Source organism: Reichenbachiella sp. (assembly GCF_965233835.1).
Taxonomy (GTDB): Bacteria; Bacteroidota; Bacteroidia; order Cytophagales; family Cyclobacteriaceae; genus Reichenbachiella.
Genome location: NZ_OZ247585.1, coordinates 4,377,069 through 4,393,065 on the forward strand (window position 1 = coordinate 4,377,069; position 15,997 = coordinate 4,393,065).

Annotated in this window: 13 protein-coding genes and 1 tRNA gene; 10 read left to right on the top strand and 4 right to left on the bottom strand. The window is 40.3% G+C overall.

Annotation, left to right across the window (positions count from 1 at the left end; translation table 11 throughout):
- Positions 1-81: 81 nt before the first annotated feature.
- From purL to ACO6S2_RS18630, 6 genes are all read left to right on the top strand, one after another.
- Positions 82-3,732, top strand: coding sequence for a phosphoribosylformylglycinamidine synthase (gene purL / locus ACO6S2_RS18605; RefSeq protein WP_422360067.1), 3,651 nt, complete (start codon positions 82-84; stop codon positions 3,730-3,732).
- Between the two features lie 97 nt (positions 3,733-3,829).
- Positions 3,830-3,902 (top strand) — tRNA-Gln (locus tag ACO6S2_RS18610).
- Positions 3,903-3,959: 57 nt separating this feature from the next.
- The gene (locus tag ACO6S2_RS18615) at positions 3,960-4,889 is read left to right on the top strand and encodes a ribose-phosphate pyrophosphokinase (RefSeq protein WP_422360068.1); all 930 of its coding nucleotides are present in this window, start codon (positions 3,960-3,962) and stop codon (positions 4,887-4,889) included.
- Positions 4,890-4,904: 15 nt separating this feature from the next.
- Positions 4,905-5,546, top strand: coding sequence for a 50S ribosomal protein L25/general stress protein Ctc (locus ACO6S2_RS18620; protein WP_422360069.1), 642 nt, complete (start codon positions 4,905-4,907; stop codon positions 5,544-5,546).
- A 96-nt stretch (positions 5,547-5,642) separates the two neighbouring features.
- Positions 5,643-6,203, top strand: coding sequence for an aminoacyl-tRNA hydrolase (gene pth / locus ACO6S2_RS18625; RefSeq protein WP_422360070.1), 561 nt, complete (start codon positions 5,643-5,645; stop codon positions 6,201-6,203).
- 118 nt (positions 6,204-6,321) lie between these two features.
- Positions 6,322-6,561 carry a hypothetical protein gene (locus tag ACO6S2_RS18630; protein WP_422360071.1) on the top strand — a complete coding sequence of 80 codons (240 nt, stop codon included), beginning with the start codon at positions 6,322-6,324 and terminating at the stop codon, positions 6,559-6,561.
- A gap of 103 nt (positions 6,562-6,664) precedes the next feature.
- On the opposite strand, the gene ACO6S2_RS18635 is transcribed toward ACO6S2_RS18630, so the two are convergent.
- Positions 6,665-7,858, bottom strand: a complete 1,194-nt coding sequence (locus ACO6S2_RS18635; RefSeq protein WP_422360072.1) for an ABC transporter permease — start codon at positions 7,856-7,858, stop codon at positions 6,665-6,667.
- 307 nt (positions 7,859-8,165) lie between these two features.
- Between ACO6S2_RS18635 and queA the strand changes: the two genes are divergently transcribed.
- On the top strand, positions 8,166-9,212 hold the full coding sequence (gene queA, locus ACO6S2_RS18640) for a tRNA preQ1(34) S-adenosylmethionine ribosyltransferase-isomerase QueA (RefSeq protein WP_318170629.1): 1,047 nt from the start codon (positions 8,166-8,168) through the stop codon (positions 9,210-9,212).
- 85 nt (positions 9,213-9,297) lie between these two features.
- Positions 9,298-9,969 carry a 2-C-methyl-D-erythritol 4-phosphate cytidylyltransferase gene (locus ACO6S2_RS18645; protein WP_422360073.1) on the top strand — a complete coding sequence of 224 codons (672 nt, stop codon included), beginning with the start codon at positions 9,298-9,300 and terminating at the stop codon, positions 9,967-9,969.
- 63 nt (positions 9,970-10,032) lie between these two features.
- Here the strand turns inward: ACO6S2_RS18645 and ACO6S2_RS18650 are convergent, their stop codons facing one another.
- Together ACO6S2_RS18650 and ACO6S2_RS18655 are read right to left on the bottom strand one after the other, a co-directional pair.
- Entirely contained in the window at positions 10,033-10,254 is a 222-nt protein-coding gene (locus ACO6S2_RS18650; RefSeq protein ID WP_318170627.1) for a DUF2795 domain-containing protein, read from the bottom strand.
- A 186-nt stretch (positions 10,255-10,440) separates the two neighbouring features.
- Positions 10,441-11,709 carry a DUF349 domain-containing protein gene (locus tag ACO6S2_RS18655; RefSeq protein ID WP_422360074.1) on the bottom strand — a complete coding sequence of 423 codons (1,269 nt, stop codon included), beginning with the start codon at positions 11,707-11,709 and terminating at the stop codon, positions 10,441-10,443.
- A gap of 103 nt (positions 11,710-11,812) precedes the next feature.
- Here ACO6S2_RS18655 and ettA point away from each other — a divergent pair, with 103 nt between their 5' ends.
- Both ettA and ACO6S2_RS18665 read left to right on the top strand, forming a co-directional pair.
- Positions 11,813-13,492 carry an energy-dependent translational throttle protein EttA gene (gene ettA, locus ACO6S2_RS18660; RefSeq protein ID WP_422360075.1) on the top strand — a complete coding sequence of 560 codons (1,680 nt, stop codon included), beginning with the start codon at positions 11,813-11,815 and terminating at the stop codon, positions 13,490-13,492.
- Positions 13,493-13,579: 87 nt separating this feature from the next.
- Positions 13,580-15,379: an ATP-binding protein gene (locus ACO6S2_RS18665; protein ID WP_422360076.1), complete on the top strand. Its 1,800-nt coding sequence runs from the start codon at positions 13,580-13,582 to the stop codon at positions 15,377-15,379.
- Here ACO6S2_RS18665 and ACO6S2_RS18670 read toward each other — a convergent pair.
- Positions 15,376-15,930, bottom strand: a complete 555-nt coding sequence (locus ACO6S2_RS18670; protein ID WP_422360077.1) for a cysteine hydrolase family protein — start codon at positions 15,928-15,930, stop codon at positions 15,376-15,378. The genes ACO6S2_RS18665 and ACO6S2_RS18670 overlap by 4 nt on opposite strands.
- Between the last annotated feature and the right edge of the window lie 67 nt (positions 15,931-15,997).

Below are 15,997 nucleotides of genomic sequence, written 5' to 3' on the forward strand. Positions count from 1 at the left end.
AATCAGCAATAATACTATATCCCATACCCAAATTTTAAGTCAATCATCTTACTTTTGCGGCTTATAAACAGTCCTTCTTCGATGATCTTTATATTCAAGAAAAACCCCACCACCTACTACCTTCTGAAATCAAAATCTGACCTTGACTCTGCCAACATAAAAAAGCTTCAATGGCTTTTCGGAGATGCAGAGGTATTGAGTGAAAAAAATCTTGCTGGTTCATTCATTGGACCGCGTCAGGAGATGATTACTCCATGGAGTACCAATGCAGTCGAGATTACGCAAAACATGGGCGTCGAAGGCATTGAAAGAATCGAAGAGTTTTATACAGAGGGCCACTTCGACCCAATGCTCAATCAAAAGTATGATGCGCTGAATGAAGAAGTATTCATCATCAACAATCAGCCTGAACCAATACAGGATATCGAAGACATCAGAAGCTACAACCAAAGCGAAGGTTTAGCGCTGAGTGAAGAGGAAGTAGTTTATTTAGAAGGTGTTTCAGAAAGATTAGGCAGACCACTGACCGACAGTGAAGTGTTTGGATTTTCTCAGGTCAATAGTGAACATTGTCGCCACAAGATTTTCAATGGTCAGTTTATTATAGATGGCGAAGAAAAAGAAACTTCGCTTTTTAAGCTTATCAGAAAAACTTCTGAAACTCATCCAGGACAAATCGAATCAGCTTACAAAGACAACGTGGCTTTTGTCAAAGGGCCAAAAATGGAGCAGTTTGCACCCAAGACTCAGAACAAGGCAGACTTCTTCGAGACCAAAGACATAGACTCCGTGATCTCGCTTAAGGCGGAAACACACAACTTCCCGACAACCGTAGAACCGTTCAATGGTGCTGCAACAGGTTCAGGCGGAGAAATCAGAGACCGTATGGCTGGTGGCCAAGGCAGTATTCCATTGGCTGGAACAGCAGTGTACATGACCTCTTACCCTAGACTAGAAAAAGGGAAAAAGTGGGAAGAAAATATAGAAGCTCGAGATTGGTTGTACCAAACGCCACTTGATATTCTAATCAAAGCTTCAAACGGCGCCAGTGACTTTGGAAACAAGTTCGGTCAGCCAGTGATCTGCGGAAGTGTACTCACCTTCGAACATGAAGAAAATGGCGAAACGCAAGGTTTCGACAAAGTAATCATGATGGCCGGAGGTGTAGGCTTCGGAAAACTATCTGATGCACAGAAAAAACCATTGACCAAAGGAGACAAAATTGTAGTGATGGGTGGCGACAACTACCGCATCGGCATGGGAGGTGGTGCCGTATCTTCTGTCACCACAGGAGAATTGGCCAATGCCATAGAGCTCAATGCCATTCAGCGTTCGAACCCAGAAATGCAAAAGAGAGTAGCTAATGCGTTAAGAGCGTTAGCAGAAAGTGATAACAATCCAATTGTCTCTGTACATGATCATGGTGCGGGGGGACACTTAAATTGCCTTTCTGAATTAATCGAAGACATTGGAGGTCAGATCAACATTGATCAATTGCCTGTAGGCGACCCTACTCTCTCTAATAAGGAGGTCATCGGCAACGAGTCTCAAGAAAGAATGGGATTAGCAATTGCTGACAAAGATATCCCTGGACTGAAAGAAATAGCTGATCGAGAAAGAGCACCGCTATTTGTGGCTGGTGAAGCCACGGGTGACATGAAGTTCACCATGAAACACAAAGACAGCGAAAAGGCAGCTATGGACTGGGGGCTTTCGGATATGTTTGGCTCTGCGCCAAAAACCATATTGAAAGACAAAAAGCTCCAAAAGCCTTACCAATCGGTAACTGCCAATGACGCCAATTTTGTAGAAGACTTGAAGCAAGTGCTTCAGTTGGAAGCCGTGGCCTGTAAAGATTGGTTAACAAATAAAGTAGACCGATCAGTAACCGGACGAGTAGCCAAACAACAGACTTGTGGCGAGATCCAACTACCACTAAATAACGTGGCCGTGATGGCATTGGACTTTGTGAATAACAAAGGTATTGCTACTTCTATTGGGCATGCGCCTGTAGCTGCCATAGCCAATCCAGCCAAAGGTTCGCAACTAGCGATTACCAAAGCTTTAACCAATATCATTTGGGCACCATTGACTCATGGACTGGATGGCGTATCGCTTAGCGCCAACTGGATGTGGCCTACCAAAACAGATGGTGAAAGAGCCAGACTATACCAAGCAGTAGAAGCTGTGAGTGAATATGCTATCGCCCTGGGTATTAACATTCCTACCGGAAAGGATTCCTTATCAATGACCCAGAAGTACAACGATGGCAAAACTGTAGATTCACCTGGTACAGTGATCATCTCTACTGTAGGTGAGGTTTCTGACATTCGTCAAACAATAACACCAGACATTAAACCAGTAAAGGATTCAACATTATTGTATATTCCTTTATCAGATGGATCATTCGCTCTGGATGGATCCAGTTTTGGACAGATCAAAAATGCTGTAGGTACCAACCCAGCTACTTCACCTGAAGCAGGATACTTTAAGAAAGCATTTGCAGCAGTTCAACAATTAATCAAAGAAGGAAATGTATTGGCCGGCCACGATGTATCTGCGGGTGGTTTGATCACTACCCTGCTTGAAATGAACTTCCCTACTACACAAAGTGGAGCTAACATCGACCTAACAACTTTAGGCAACAACTTAGCCCAGATTGCATTTAGCGAAAGTCCTGCCTTGGTTATTCAAGTAGCTCAGGATGCTTCCTTGGAGGCACTGTCTGAAATCACATTTGAAAAAATTGGCACCGTCAATCTGAACAGAGCATTCAATATCAATGGCCTCTCTCTCAATATAGATGAGTTAAGAGATACTTGGTTCAAAACTTCTTATTTGCTAGAGCAACATCAGACAGCAGCTGCTGATGCTAAATCGAGATTTGAAAGCTATAAGAGTCAAGCGCTACAATATCAATTTCCAACGAACTGGACAGGCCACTTTGGCGACCTGGGTATCAACCAAAAAAGAAAAGAACAATCTGGCACAAAAGCAGCTATCATCCGAGAAAAAGGAGTGAATGGAGACAGAGAAATGGCCTACGCATTACATCTCGCAGGTTTTGATGTGAAGGACGTACACATGACGGATCTGATCGCTGGCAGAGAAGATTTGTCGGATGTCAACATGATCGTCTTTGTAGGAGGCTTCTCTAACTCAGATGTACTAGGATCAGCCAAAGGTTGGGCAGGTGCTTTCCTTTACAACGAGAAAGCCAATACAGCACTGAAGAATTTCTATGCCAGACCCGACACGCTAAGCTTGGGCGTTTGTAATGGATGTCAGCTTATGATGGAATTGGGATTAGTCTTCCCTGAAATTGAAAACCATCCAAAAATGGCTCACAATGCTTCCGGCAAGTTTGAATCAATCTTCCTGGATGTAACTATCCCTCAAAATGATTCTGTGATGCTAGGCAATTTATCCAATACAAGGATGGGGATATGGGTAGCTCACGGCGAGGGAAAATTTGAATTACCACAAGCAGAAAGTGACTATACTGTTTGTATGAAATACGCCAATGAAGCCTACCCTGGCAATCCTAATGGATCAGATTACAATGTAGCGGGTGTATATTCAAAAGACGGAAGACATCTGGCCATGATGCCTCACCTGGAACGCTCACTCTTTCCATGGAACTGGGCACACCACACCGATTCATCACACGAAATTACCCCATGGATTCAAGCATTTGTAAACGCCAAGGATTGGGTAGAGGAACACAAGTAAAAAAAAGTAAAATTATTTAGCTTTTTTAGTTCCAACGCTTGGCATTATTCAAGCAAATCTCTACTTTTGTGTTCCCAAAATAAAAGGGGTACTACACTGGTCTATGGTGTAACTGGCAACACGTCTGGTTTTGGTCCAGAAGAGTCTAGGTTCGAGCCCTAGTAGACCAACTAAAAAGAAGCTATCTCTACTGAGATAGCTTCTTTTATTTCACTAACGCACGAGACATGTCTGCAGTTAAAATCTTCGCCGGAAACGGTTCCAAAGAATTAGCCACCAAAATCGCTAATAGTTACGGTAAACCACTTGGAAATTCTACTTCCAAGAAATTCAGCGACGGCGAGCTCTCTTTTAGTTATAACGAAACGGTTCGTGGATGCGACGTTTTCATTATTCAATCCACAGGTCCTTCTGATAACCTTATCGAGCTTTTGCTCATGATTGATGCAGCTAAAAGAGCAAGTGCCAAATCTGTAACCTGTGTGGTTCCTTATTATGGTTACGCCCGCCAGGACAGAAAAGACAAGCCAAGAGTTTCGATCGCAGCCAAGCTAATGGCAAATGTACTACAGGCTTCCGGAGCAGATAGACTCATGACTTGCGACCTGCATGCTGATCAGATTCAGGGGTTTTTCGACATCCCGGTTGATCACTTGGTAAGTGCTTCTATTTTCGTACCATACATCAAGAATTTAAAATTAGACAACTTAATTTTTGCAGCACCAGATGTTGGTAGCACGAAGAGAGTAAGAGAGTTTGCGAAATTCTTTGAAGCAGAAATGGTCGTTTGCGACAAGCACAGAAAAAGAGCTAACGAAGTAGCTTCTATGCAAGTCATTGGAGATGTAGAAGGTAAGGACGTGATCCTGGTCGATGATATCATTGACACTGCTGGCACCTTGACCAAAGCAGCCAATCTATTGAAAGAAAAAGGCGCTGTATCTGTGAGAGCATTCTGTACGCACCCAATTCTATCTGGTAAGGCTTACGAGAATGTAGACAATTCTGAATTGGAAGAATTGGTCGTAACAGACAGTATAAAGATAAACGAAGGTCAATCTTCGAAAATTAAAGTGGCAAGTATGGCAGAGTTGTTCGCGAAAGCGATCAGAAAAATCCATGACCACGAATCAATTAGTTCATTATTTATTCAATAATATATTTAAAGTAGTATGAAAACTATAGAGATTGTAGGGTATAAAAGAGCGAATCTCGGCAAAACTGAAGCGAAAAATCTTCGTGCCGAAGGCCATGTACCATGTGTAATTTACGGTGGCGAAGAACAAATTCACTTCTACGCACCAGCAATTCTTTTCAGAGAATTGGTTTATACTTCTGAAGCACACTTTGTAAAAGTGAACGTTGAAGGAGCTGAGTATGACTGTATCATGCAGGACATTCAATTTCACCCAGTAAGTGAAATGATTGTACACGTTGACTTCTTGCAGTGGTTCACTGGCAAGACTATCAAAATGGATATTCCAGTTCACTTGACAGGTGTATCTAAAGGTGTATCTAACGGTGGTACTTTGATCCACAAAAGAAGATCATTGTCTATCAAAGCCTTGCCTAAAAACATGCCTGAGCATATCGACCTTGATATTACAGAGCTTGATTTCGGTAAAGCCATCAAAGTAAGTGACGTAATTACTGACAACTTTGAAATCTTGGATACTCCACAAGCATCAATTGCAGTGGTAGAAGTACCTAGAGCATTGAGAGGCAAGTCAGCTGACGAATTAGAAGGCGAAGGTGAAGAAGGAGCTGAAGGCGAAGAGGCAGCAGAAGGAGCTGAGGCACCTGCAGCTGAATAAGCTACTGAAAACAAAATTTCAAAAATCCTGCTCTTCGAGTAGGATTTTTTTTTGACTAATTTTTATAAGTATTAATTTTCTCCTAAAAACAAACGAATGAAATATCTCATAGCAGGCCTTGGCAATATTGGCCCAGAGTATGAACTCACTCGTCACAATATTGGCTTCTTGGTTTTAGACCGATTGGCAGAGGCCCAGGGTGCGAAATTCGAACACACCAAACTGGCCAACAAATGTGAATTCAAATACAAAGGAAGAACCATCCACTTGATCAAACCTACGACCTACATGAATCTTAGTGGCAAGGCTGTTAACTTTTGGATGCAAGACCTTAAAGTAACCAAGGAGAATATACTAGTAATTACAGATGACATAGCTCTTCCTCATGGCAATCTTCGTATGAGAGCCAAAGGAAGTAACGCTGGCCACAATGGCTTGAAAAATATTGACGAGCAAACCGGCGGCAACAATTATGCTCGTTTAAAATTTGGCATAGGCAATGATTTCCATAAAGGGCAACAGGTCGATTATGTATTGAGTCAATTCTCAAAAGAGCAACTAGAAAACCTGCCATTCGACATGGACAAAGCCTGTGATATGGTACTTTCTTTTTGCACGATTGGAATTTCCAGAACAATGAACCAATTCAACGACTGACTCACAAATCACTGCAAATCAGCATGTTGAGTCAAACCGTTAACAAACATTAACATTTTTTCTTGGTAAAGTGAAAATTACGTTCTAGCTTCAAGTTTCACTAAACCAATTCGTATTTATGAAGTTTTTAAGAAACCTTAGTTTGATTGCTGCGGCAATGAGTTTTTTGTTTGTAGTAGGATGTGGCTCTAAAAGCTCATCTGAAAGCACAGAAGAGGCTCCAATGGAAGAAGCTACTGAAGCTGTAGAAGAAGCAGTGGAAGAAACTACTGACATGGCTGAAGAAGCAATGGAAGCAGTGGACTCTTTAGCTACTGAAGCCGTAGAGGCTGTTGACAGTGTGGCTGCAGAAAATTAAGAAAGCTTACGGGAAAAATTAAAAAATTGAAATCAGCTATTTAAAACTAAAGATTTCATAAAATCCTGGAAAATTTCAAAGTCCCGATGAATCGGGACTTTTTTTATGACCTTATGGCTATAACCGGATCCATTTTGGCTGCCATACCAGCAGGAACAATTCCTGATATTACTCCGATCACCACCGAGACACTCAGTCCTATTGCTATATTTTTCAAATTCATAATAAGCTCCAGACTGCCCAAGTCTAAAAACGTCAATAGGTAAACCAAAAAAATACCGAACATTCCCCCAAACAGGCTTAGGAAAATAGACTCAAACAAAAACTGATAAAGAATGAAGTTATTTTTTGCTCCTAGTGACTTCTGAATGCCTATTATATTCGTTCGCTCACGAACGGATACAAACATGATGTTGGCAATCCCAAAGCCACCCACCAGAATAGAAAAACTACCAATGATCCAGCCAGCTACATTCAACACACCAAAAATCTGACTCAAGAAAGTAGCAAACGCCTCTGGCCGATTCATAGCAAAGCTGTTATCCTCTTTCGGCTTAAGGCCTCTCTTCTTACGCACCAATCCAGTGAGTTCTCCTTCCAGTCGTTCTTGACCAGGGTCATCCGCCATTCCTTTGATATTAATAGACGAACCCAAACCTTTGTGCTTACTCACTAAATAGAATTTACTAAGGGTTTTATAGGGAATCAAGATATTATCATCATTACTAGGTGTATCTAACAAGGCTTCTCCTTCTTCTTCTATCACCCCTATCACTCTAAACTTAGTACCCTTGACTTTTACTTCTTTACCTAGTGCCGATTGAAACGGAAAAAGTTCGCTTGCAGAACGCTGACCAATAAGCGCGACATTACTTGCATTCTCGGTTTCCTGAATACTAAAGTATCGTCCGGCTTGCAGTTGCAGGTCATTTATATCTTTGTAGCCATAAGACACACCAATCATATTTAACCCCGAACTACTACTGCTTCCTTGCTTAGCGGTAATATTCGATTTGTAGGCATAAATAGCTATTCCATCATGATTTACCAGGTTTGCTTGCAAATACTTGAATTCCTCATAATCTGGATTCGGTCTTTGGTAATACTTCCACCAAGGGTAGAATTTACCCCCAAACTGGTAAGGCCACTTTTCAAGGATGATATTATCAGCGCCTAAAAAATTGAGACTGTTATTGATGTTTCGCTGCAGGGAATCCACCAAGGTAAAAACCGAAATAATTGCAAAAATACCAATCGTAACCCCAAGGAATGACAAGACCGTCCTCATCATATTCATCTTGAGGGCATTGAAAGCAAACCTGAAACTCTCCCAAATCAACCGGAAAATCAACATCTTATAATAAATTTATTTACGAGCAATATTTATCAGAACAATTTACTAATTTTGCCCTCTTATTTTGACGTATTGGTCGTACAATCGTTACTTTTATTACATGAATGCAATTGAATATTTTAAACTTCCTTTTTCAACCATTTATTCAATTCAGAATCCATTCCAAAAAACAGATTTAGATGAAGCAAACCACGAGTGCAACAAATCGTACTGGCGTGTTTCATGTACTGATTAAATAAAATACAAACAGATGAAATTATCAGAATTCAAATTTGACCTCCCACCAGGATTGCTAGCGCTTTATCCTACCGAAAACCGTGACGAGTCTCGATTGATGGTCGTGCATAAGGATACTGGGGAGATCGAGCATAAAGTATTCAAAGATTTAATCAGTTATTTAGATGAGGGTGATAGTGTAATCCTCAACGACACCAAGGTATTTCCTGCCAGATTATATGGCAACAAGGAAAAGACAGGAGCTAAAATTGAGGTTTTTCTACTGAGAGAACTCAACAAAGAACTTCACCTTTGGGATGTGTTGGTAGACCCTGCTAGAAAAATTAGAGTAGGCAACAAATTGTATTTTGGAGAAGGTGATTTGGTTGCAGAAGTAATCGACAACACAACTTCGAGAGGAAGGACCATCAGATTCCTTTTTGACGGAACGGATGAGGAATTCTACAAGTCGATTGACGAGTTAGGAGAAACACCGTTACCAAAAGAAATCGCTAGAAAAACTGAGCCAGAAGATAGAGAAAGATTTCAAACAATCTATGCTGATAAAGTTGGTGCCGTAGCTGCCCCTACTGCAGGCATTCACTTCACCAGACAAATGCTAAAGAGACTGGAGCTGCAAGGTGTGGATACCAAGGCTATTACATTACACTTGGGTTTAGGAACTTTTAGACCTGTGGATGTTGAAGATTTGACCAAGCACAAAATGGATTCTGAAAACTACATCGTTCCAGAAGACACGGCTACATTGGTCAACAAAGTCTTGGATGATAAGAAAAAGGTTTGCGCAATAGGAACCACCGTTCTAAGAGCACTAGAATCTTCCGTATCCGCCAATGGCAGACTCAAAGCGAATGAAGGTTGGACCGACAAATTCATCTTTCCTCCTTACGACTTTAAAATCGTAAAGTCATTAGTTACCAACTTCCATTTGCCAGAATCCACACTACTCATGAATGCAGCGGCATTCGGTGGATTTGATTTGATTATGGAAGCTTACCAAGTGGCTATTAAGGAGAAGTATAGATTTTTCAGCTATGGAGATGCCATGCTGATTATCTAATAAGTTTAAAAAAATCATAGAATGAAAAACTCCGAAGATACCTTCGGAGTTTTTTTGTTTTATAGAATCACCTAATATTGTTGCAATGAAAAATTACGCTGTGATCGTAGCTGGGGGCTCTGGTAGCCGAATGCAATCCAATCAGCCCAAGCAGTTTCTAGAGCTTGCTGGCAAACCGGTCCTGATGCATACTTTGGAGGCCTTTGCGGATTGTGGCCTTGACATGCACATCATTTTAGTATTACCAGCCGATCACATAGATACGTGGCAGAAGTTAGTAAGCTTACTTCAATTTAATATTGCACATCAAATTACCTTGGGTGGAGCCACTCGGTTCGACTCAGTTCAAAATGGACTCAATGAAATTAAAGGAGAAGGTATAGTAGCCATACATGATGGTGCACGTCCGCTGATTTCTACAGAGGTAATCAAACGAACGGTGAATCAAGCAAAAAAAACGGGGAATGGAGTTGCGGCGGTTCAAGCAAAAGACTCCATCAGGCAAATGAAAGATGGTAAAAGTCTTGCCGTCGATCGTAGTCAATTTTATTCAGTCCAAACTCCACAAACCTTTAATGTTGGCTTAATAAAAAAAGCCTTTGATCAAAGTCAGACCAATCAGTTTACCGATGACGCTAGTGTGATAGAAGCTTTTGGAGAAAAGGTAGAGTTGGTGGAAGGGAGTTATGACAACCTGAAGATCACCACACCTGAAGATCTAATTATTGCCGAATCAATACTAAAGCTGAGAAAATAAAAGGCCTGACCTTTCGAAGAAAGCCAGGCTTAATTTCTTATTGCTGTAATTGGCAGCGAGTATCTAGTACTCGTCTTCGTTAAAGAAGAAGTCTTCTTTGGTAGGATAATCTGGCCAAATTTCTTCAATCGTCTCAAAGGGATGTCCATCTTCCTCTAACTCTTGCAAGTTTTCTACCACTTCCAAAGGAGCCCCTGATCGAATGGAATAATCAATCAATTCATCTTTTGAAGCCGGCCAAGGTGCGTCCTCCAAATACGATGCTAATTCTAATGTCCAATACATAATTTACTTCCTTTAATTCTGGTGTTTTATATAATCGTGCAAAAATAAATTTTTCAACCAATAATCAAACTATTGACTCCCTTATCTCAAAATTTATTTTAACTGAATATAATCTGTATCAAAAAAAAATACAACTGATCTTAAAATGATTCTGATGTTTTTTTTGAACTCCTAACGCAACGGACATTAGAGTTGTTTTATTTTCTCCTGACATTCTTTCAAGAGATTTTTTTTCAGCGCTACTTTTTCCTGTTGGGTTTTAAGCTTGTCGTTGAGCATATCTACAAAAGAGCCTTTGTTGATATGCATATTTCCCATGTTCTCATTAAAAGATTTGAGTTCAGTTTCGTCTCTATGCAAGAGGTCTCGAATCACCCTTGTCAAATCCTTCAACTGACTTTTCTGATCCTTCTTAGCAAACCCTTTATTCTTTTTGTGAGTCAGGTTCCAAACAAATTGTCTCTCCTGCCACTCTCTGGAAAGCTGTATAAATGATTCGTGAACTTCTGGATGGGCTTTCTTTGAAACATGTCCACTATTTTTCCATTTTGCCTTCAAAGCCTCAAAAGCCTGCACATCGCTACCAAATGCATTTCCAACAAGTGTTTTCAACTCAGCAAGAATTTCTTGCTTTGATTTTAGGCTTTGCTTTTCGTCCTTTGCTTTGAGCTTACGGTCTGAGCTCCTTCTTTTCTTCTGCTTATCAAAATAATCTTGAGTAACCTTCCAATACGTATCGTTGATTGTTTTGTATTCTTTTTCAGGGATTCGCCCTACTTCCTTCCACTCTTTCTGAAGTTCTTTCACCCTATCCACACTAGACTGAAATTCTTTTTTCTCAATGAAGGATTTGATCTCAGAAATAATTGATTGATACGCATCAATCCGAGCTTTGACCAATAGTTTCTTATCCTCTGTGAAGGCGTTTCTTTTTTCGAAGAAGCCATCTACTCCTGATTTAAACTTTTCTTCTAATTCAGCCCTCACAGACTGATCAGCACTACCTGTCTTCAACCACCTGGATTTCAAATCTTTGATTTGTTCGAACGCCTCTTCTTGGTCATTGTTCGATAAGATAGCATCCAGTTCTAAAAGCAAGGCTTGCTTAATGTCTGTGTTTTTAGCTCGATTCTTCTGCACATAGTCCTCTAGTAATGACTTCAATGGGACTATTCTATCTAGCAAAAGTTGATAATCTCCTAAACCATCGTGTGAAGGTATGGAGTCCTCTATGTTCTGAAGACTAGATAAAAAAGAACCTTTGTTACTCTGAGTATTGATCTTATCTTCTATCTCATCCAGCTTAGCTTTTAGCTTTTCGTATCGAGTAGTGAAATAAGCAACTGCCGCTTCTATTTCATCCTCTTTGATTTCTTTTAACTGGAGCGCCTCTACCTGACCAAAAGCTGATCGAAAGAGAGCATTATTTTCTACGTGACCGAATGGTATTTCCACAATATTTGGCAAATGCCTTTTCTTTGATAAATCGGCTGCAAATTTACAAAATCAGGCCAAAGGCAGAATATTTTTTGCATATTTGTCGGAAAAATTACTACCCATGAGCGACGAGAAAATCATCTTTTCAATGGCTGGAGTAAACAAGATTTACCCACCTCAAAAGCAAGTACTCAAAAACATCTACCTCTCTTTTTTTTACGGAGCCAAAATTGGTGTTTTAGGTCTTAATGGATCTGGAAAGTCGTCGCTGCTAAAAATCATTGCAGGTATTGACAAAGAATATCAAGGTGAAGTAGTTTCTTCCAATGAGTACAGTGTCGGGCTACTCGAGCAAGAACCTCAATTAGACCCTTCTAAAACTGTCAAGCAGGTGGTAGAAGAAGGTGTGCAAGAGATAGTGGATCTTTTACAGCAATTTGAGGAAATCAATGCCAAGTTTGCAGATCCTGAAGTACTGGACAATCCTGACGCTATGGATAAGTTGATCCAAGACCAAGCGGTAGTACAAGAGAAATTGGACGCTTCCAATGCCTGGGAATTGGATAGTAGACTAGAACGTGCCATGGATGCCCTGAGAACTCCGCCTGGAGATGCAGAAATAAAAAACCTATCCGGAGGAGAAAAAAGAAGAGTGGCACTATGTCGTCTGCTACTTCAAGAGCCGGATGTACTTCTATTAGACGAACCTACGAACCATCTAGACGCAGAATCGGTTTTATGGTTAGAACAGCACCTCAATCAATATAAAGGGACGGTTATCGCTGTAACTCACGATAGATATTTCCTTGATAACGTAGCGGGATGGATTTTAGAATTAGACCGAGGAGAAGGTATTCCTTGGAAAGGCAATTATTCTTCCTGGTTGAACCAGAAACAAAAAAGACTGGCTCAGGAAGAGAAAACCGAGTCCAAAAGACAAAAGACACTTGAGCGAGAACTTGAATGGGTTCGCATGACACCAAAAGGTAGACAGGCAAAAGGCAAAGCCAGACTAGCAGCTTATGACAAACTCGCCGGGCAAGATGCCAGCGAGAGAGAAAGCAAGTTAGAACTCTACATCCCACCAGGACCAAGATTGGGTGATAAGGTAATAGAGGTAGAAGGCGTATCTAAAGCTTTTGGAGACAAGTTACTTTACGAAAATCTAACGTTTTCTCTTCCACAAGCCGGGATTGTTGGGATTGTTGGACCCAATGGGGCTGGTAAGACCACTTTGTTCAATATGATTACCGGAAAGGAAAAACCAGACAGTGGAACCTTCGACATAGGATCAACTGTGCAAATCGCTTATGTAGATCAAGAGCATGATGATCTTGATCCAAATAAATCCGTTTGGGAGGTTATTTCCGAAGGAAACGAGTTGATTGAATTAGGCGGTAAGCAAATGAATTCACGGGCTTATGTGAGCAAGTTCAACTTTGGAGGATCAGATCAAGGCAAGAAAGTAAGTGCTTTATCTGGTGGTGAGCGTAACCGTGTCCATCTGGCCATGACACTCAAACAAGGAGCCAACTTACTCCTCCTAGATGAACCGACCAACGACCTAGATGTAAATACGCTCCGAGCACTCGAAGAGGCTTTGGAAAACTTCGCAGGTTGCGCAGTTATCATTAGTCACGACAGATGGTTTTTGGATAGAGTTTGTACGCATACTTTAGCTTTTGAAGGCGACAGCCAAGTATATTTCTTTGATGGGCCATTTTCGGCTTATGAAGAAAATCGCCTCAAACGTCAAGGTAATGTTGAGCCTAAGAGAATAAAGTATAAGAAGCTTCAATAGTAAATTACCAAGAAGTCATACTAAATTGATTTCATTTATGAGCTTTATCATATTGCTAAACCCAAGTTATTTCCGCATATTTATCCTATGCGCTTATTTTTTCTGAGTCTAACCTTTTTAGTATTTATTTCTCCCAGTGTGTTGGCTGATTCCTGGGATCAGGCCCAAAAGGATAAAAAAGCAGAGTTAGATTTATTATGGTTTACCTCTAGACCCTTTGTCCAGCATAATGCTAAACAGGAATTGATTGGCCTTGAATACGAGTTAATCGAGGCTTTCAGGGAATATCTACTTCAAAAGCATGAAATAGAGTTGAAGTTGAATTGGATCAAAGATGAAAGCTTCAATGATGTTCTTACCAATATAAACTCCTCTGGTAAACCAAATAAATTCGGAGTATCAGCTTTTTCCATTACGGAAGAAAGAAAGCAACAAGTTCAATTCACAAACTCATATCTGCCCGATATCAGTGTCCTTGTATCTAGTCAAGGGACCCCCATAGTACGCGACTTAGAGCAGGTAAACGAGCTCATGAATGATCTGGTGGCAGTTACCATTAAAGGCACAACCTATGAAAAACATCTCATCCGATTGAAGGAGGAACTTCAGATGAATTATGAGATTCGATATATTGATAGTGATGAAAATCTTTTAGACCACATCAGTAAATCTGACCATATGTTTGGGTTCATAGATTTACCCATTTATCTCATATGGCTCAAAAATGGCCGAGATCTTACCCGTCAGAATTTCTTCACCATCCGAGGAATTGGTTACGGCTTTATCATGCCCCAGTCTAGCGACTGGAATGTTCCATTCAATGAATTTCTTGCTGACGAAGATTTTAAAGCCACAATATCGAGTATCATATCTAAGTATCTTGGCAATGAGTTATATCAATTTATTGACAACGCCTATGACCGAGAACAACTAGGCACCTATATCCTAACCAAAGAAAAAGAAATACAGTTGGCCCTGATCAAGAATGCCAACTTAAAACTTGAAGAAGAGAAAACTTACAAACGTATGCTGTTGCTTGGAATTGGTGTGGTATTGCTGTTCTTGGTAATTATTATGTACTTTTTCTACAACAACCAGAAAACAACGAAGCTCATCATAGCACAAAAAGATCAAATCGAGTTGCAACAGAAGGACATCGAACAAAAGAATGAGCAATTAATAAACAGAAATGCTCAGTTGTTAGCATTGAATGAGGATAAAAATAACCTAGTAAACATTTTGGCACATGATCTTAGATCTCCACTAAACAACATCCTAGGGCTATCTGGAATTATGGTGAATGAAAGCAAGAAGCTGGATGAAGAGCAAAAAGATTATTTAGATAAGATTGGAGCAACCGCCAATCGCATGAATCAAATGATTACCAAAATTCTTAATCCTCATACACTTGAAGGCCACAATAAAGAAATATTGAAAGAGGATGTGAAAGTAAGCCAATTGGTTAATGATTTGGTTTCCAGATATGTGCCAGTTGCCACTAATAAAAACATTGAAATCAAAGTAAAAAAAGAGCAAAATCTGACGCTCAAAACAGATCATATGTTGCTTTTTTTGGTTCTCGAGAATTTGCTTTCGAATGCCGTTAAGTTTTCGCCTTCAGATACAATTGTATTATTAAATGTTGAAAAGAAAGAGGATCAAGTCATTTTCTCTGTAAGTGACCAAGGGCCTGGATTTACAGAAGAAGACAAGCAATTGGTATTCCAGCGATTTCAAAAACTAAGTGCTGAACCGACAGGCAACGAATCATCTACTGGTCTGGGATTGTCCATTGTAAAAAAATATGTAAAGGATTTGGGAGGTAAAGTTTGGCTCGAATCCGAAGTTGGTAAAGGCAGTTCCTTTTTTGTGAGTCTTTCCAATTAATTCTCTCCCAGTACTGTTTGGGTATCTATAATTTCAGCAAATTCTCCCTTTAATGTAGCTAATGAAGTGAAATGGATTGTTTCCGCATCATAGGATTCGCCACGTATTCCAATTTTATTAAACGCTGCAGTTGCATCAGAAACTACCTGCACTTGATATCCTAAATTCGCCGCCATTCGGGCTGTGCTGGAAATGCAATGCTCTGTGGTGAGACCTACAATAACCACATCTTCAATCTCCTGTTCGTCAAGTAGCTCTTTTAATTTTGTATCCACAAATGCGCTATTCATTTGTTTTTCTATTACAGGTTCACCGTGAGCTGGAGCCACCATTGCTTTTATCTGGTTGCCTTGTTTAGAGGGATGCAAAGGAGAATCTTCATTCGTTGAATTGTGCTTAATATGAAAAATAGGACAATTTCTATCTCGAAAAAACTGCAGCAATCTGCTACAGTTGACCTCTGCATTAGAATTATTTCGCTGCCCTCCATAAAAATCGAGTTGGTCCAGTCCATCTTGAATATCGATAAGAAGTAAGGCTTTTTTAGTCATAAATTGAATCACTTAAAACAGTAAATCCCTGAGTATAAGGACGTTTATCAAAATTGCAAAGTTAATT

What these genes read in the sequence shown, in the direction of transcription:
- ACO6S2_RS18615 (WP_422360068.1), top strand. Translation starts at nt 3,960, where the DNA reads ATGTCTGCAGTTAAAATCTTCGCCGGAAACGGTTCCAAAGAATTAGCC.
- queA (WP_318170629.1), top strand. Translation starts at nt 8,166, where the DNA reads ATGAAATTATCAGAATTCAAATTTGACCTCCCACCAGGATTGCTAGCG.
- ACO6S2_RS18650 (WP_318170627.1), bottom strand. Translation starts at nt 10,254, where the DNA reads ATGTATTGGACATTAGAATTAGCATCGTATTTGGAGGACGCACCTTGG.
- ACO6S2_RS18635 (WP_422360072.1), bottom strand. Translation starts at nt 7,858, where the DNA reads ATGAATATGATGAGGACGGTCTTGTCATTCCTTGGGGTTACGATTGGT.
- ACO6S2_RS18665 (WP_422360076.1), top strand. Translation starts at nt 13,580, where the DNA reads ATGCGCTTATTTTTTCTGAGTCTAACCTTTTTAGTATTTATTTCTCCC.
- ACO6S2_RS18620 (WP_422360069.1), top strand. Translation starts at nt 4,905, where the DNA reads ATGAAAACTATAGAGATTGTAGGGTATAAAAGAGCGAATCTCGGCAAA.
- ettA (WP_422360075.1), top strand. Translation starts at nt 11,813, where the DNA reads ATGAGCGACGAGAAAATCATCTTTTCAATGGCTGGAGTAAACAAGATT.
- ACO6S2_RS18670 (WP_422360077.1), bottom strand. Translation starts at nt 15,930, where the DNA reads ATGACTAAAAAAGCCTTACTTCTTATCGATATTCAAGATGGACTGGAC.
- pth (WP_422360070.1), top strand. Translation starts at nt 5,643, where the DNA reads ATGAAATATCTCATAGCAGGCCTTGGCAATATTGGCCCAGAGTATGAA.
- purL (WP_422360067.1), top strand. Translation starts at nt 82, where the DNA reads ATGATCTTTATATTCAAGAAAAACCCCACCACCTACTACCTTCTGAAA.
- ACO6S2_RS18645 (WP_422360073.1), top strand. Translation starts at nt 9,298, where the DNA reads ATGAAAAATTACGCTGTGATCGTAGCTGGGGGCTCTGGTAGCCGAATG.
- ACO6S2_RS18630 (WP_422360071.1), top strand. Translation starts at nt 6,322, where the DNA reads ATGAAGTTTTTAAGAAACCTTAGTTTGATTGCTGCGGCAATGAGTTTT.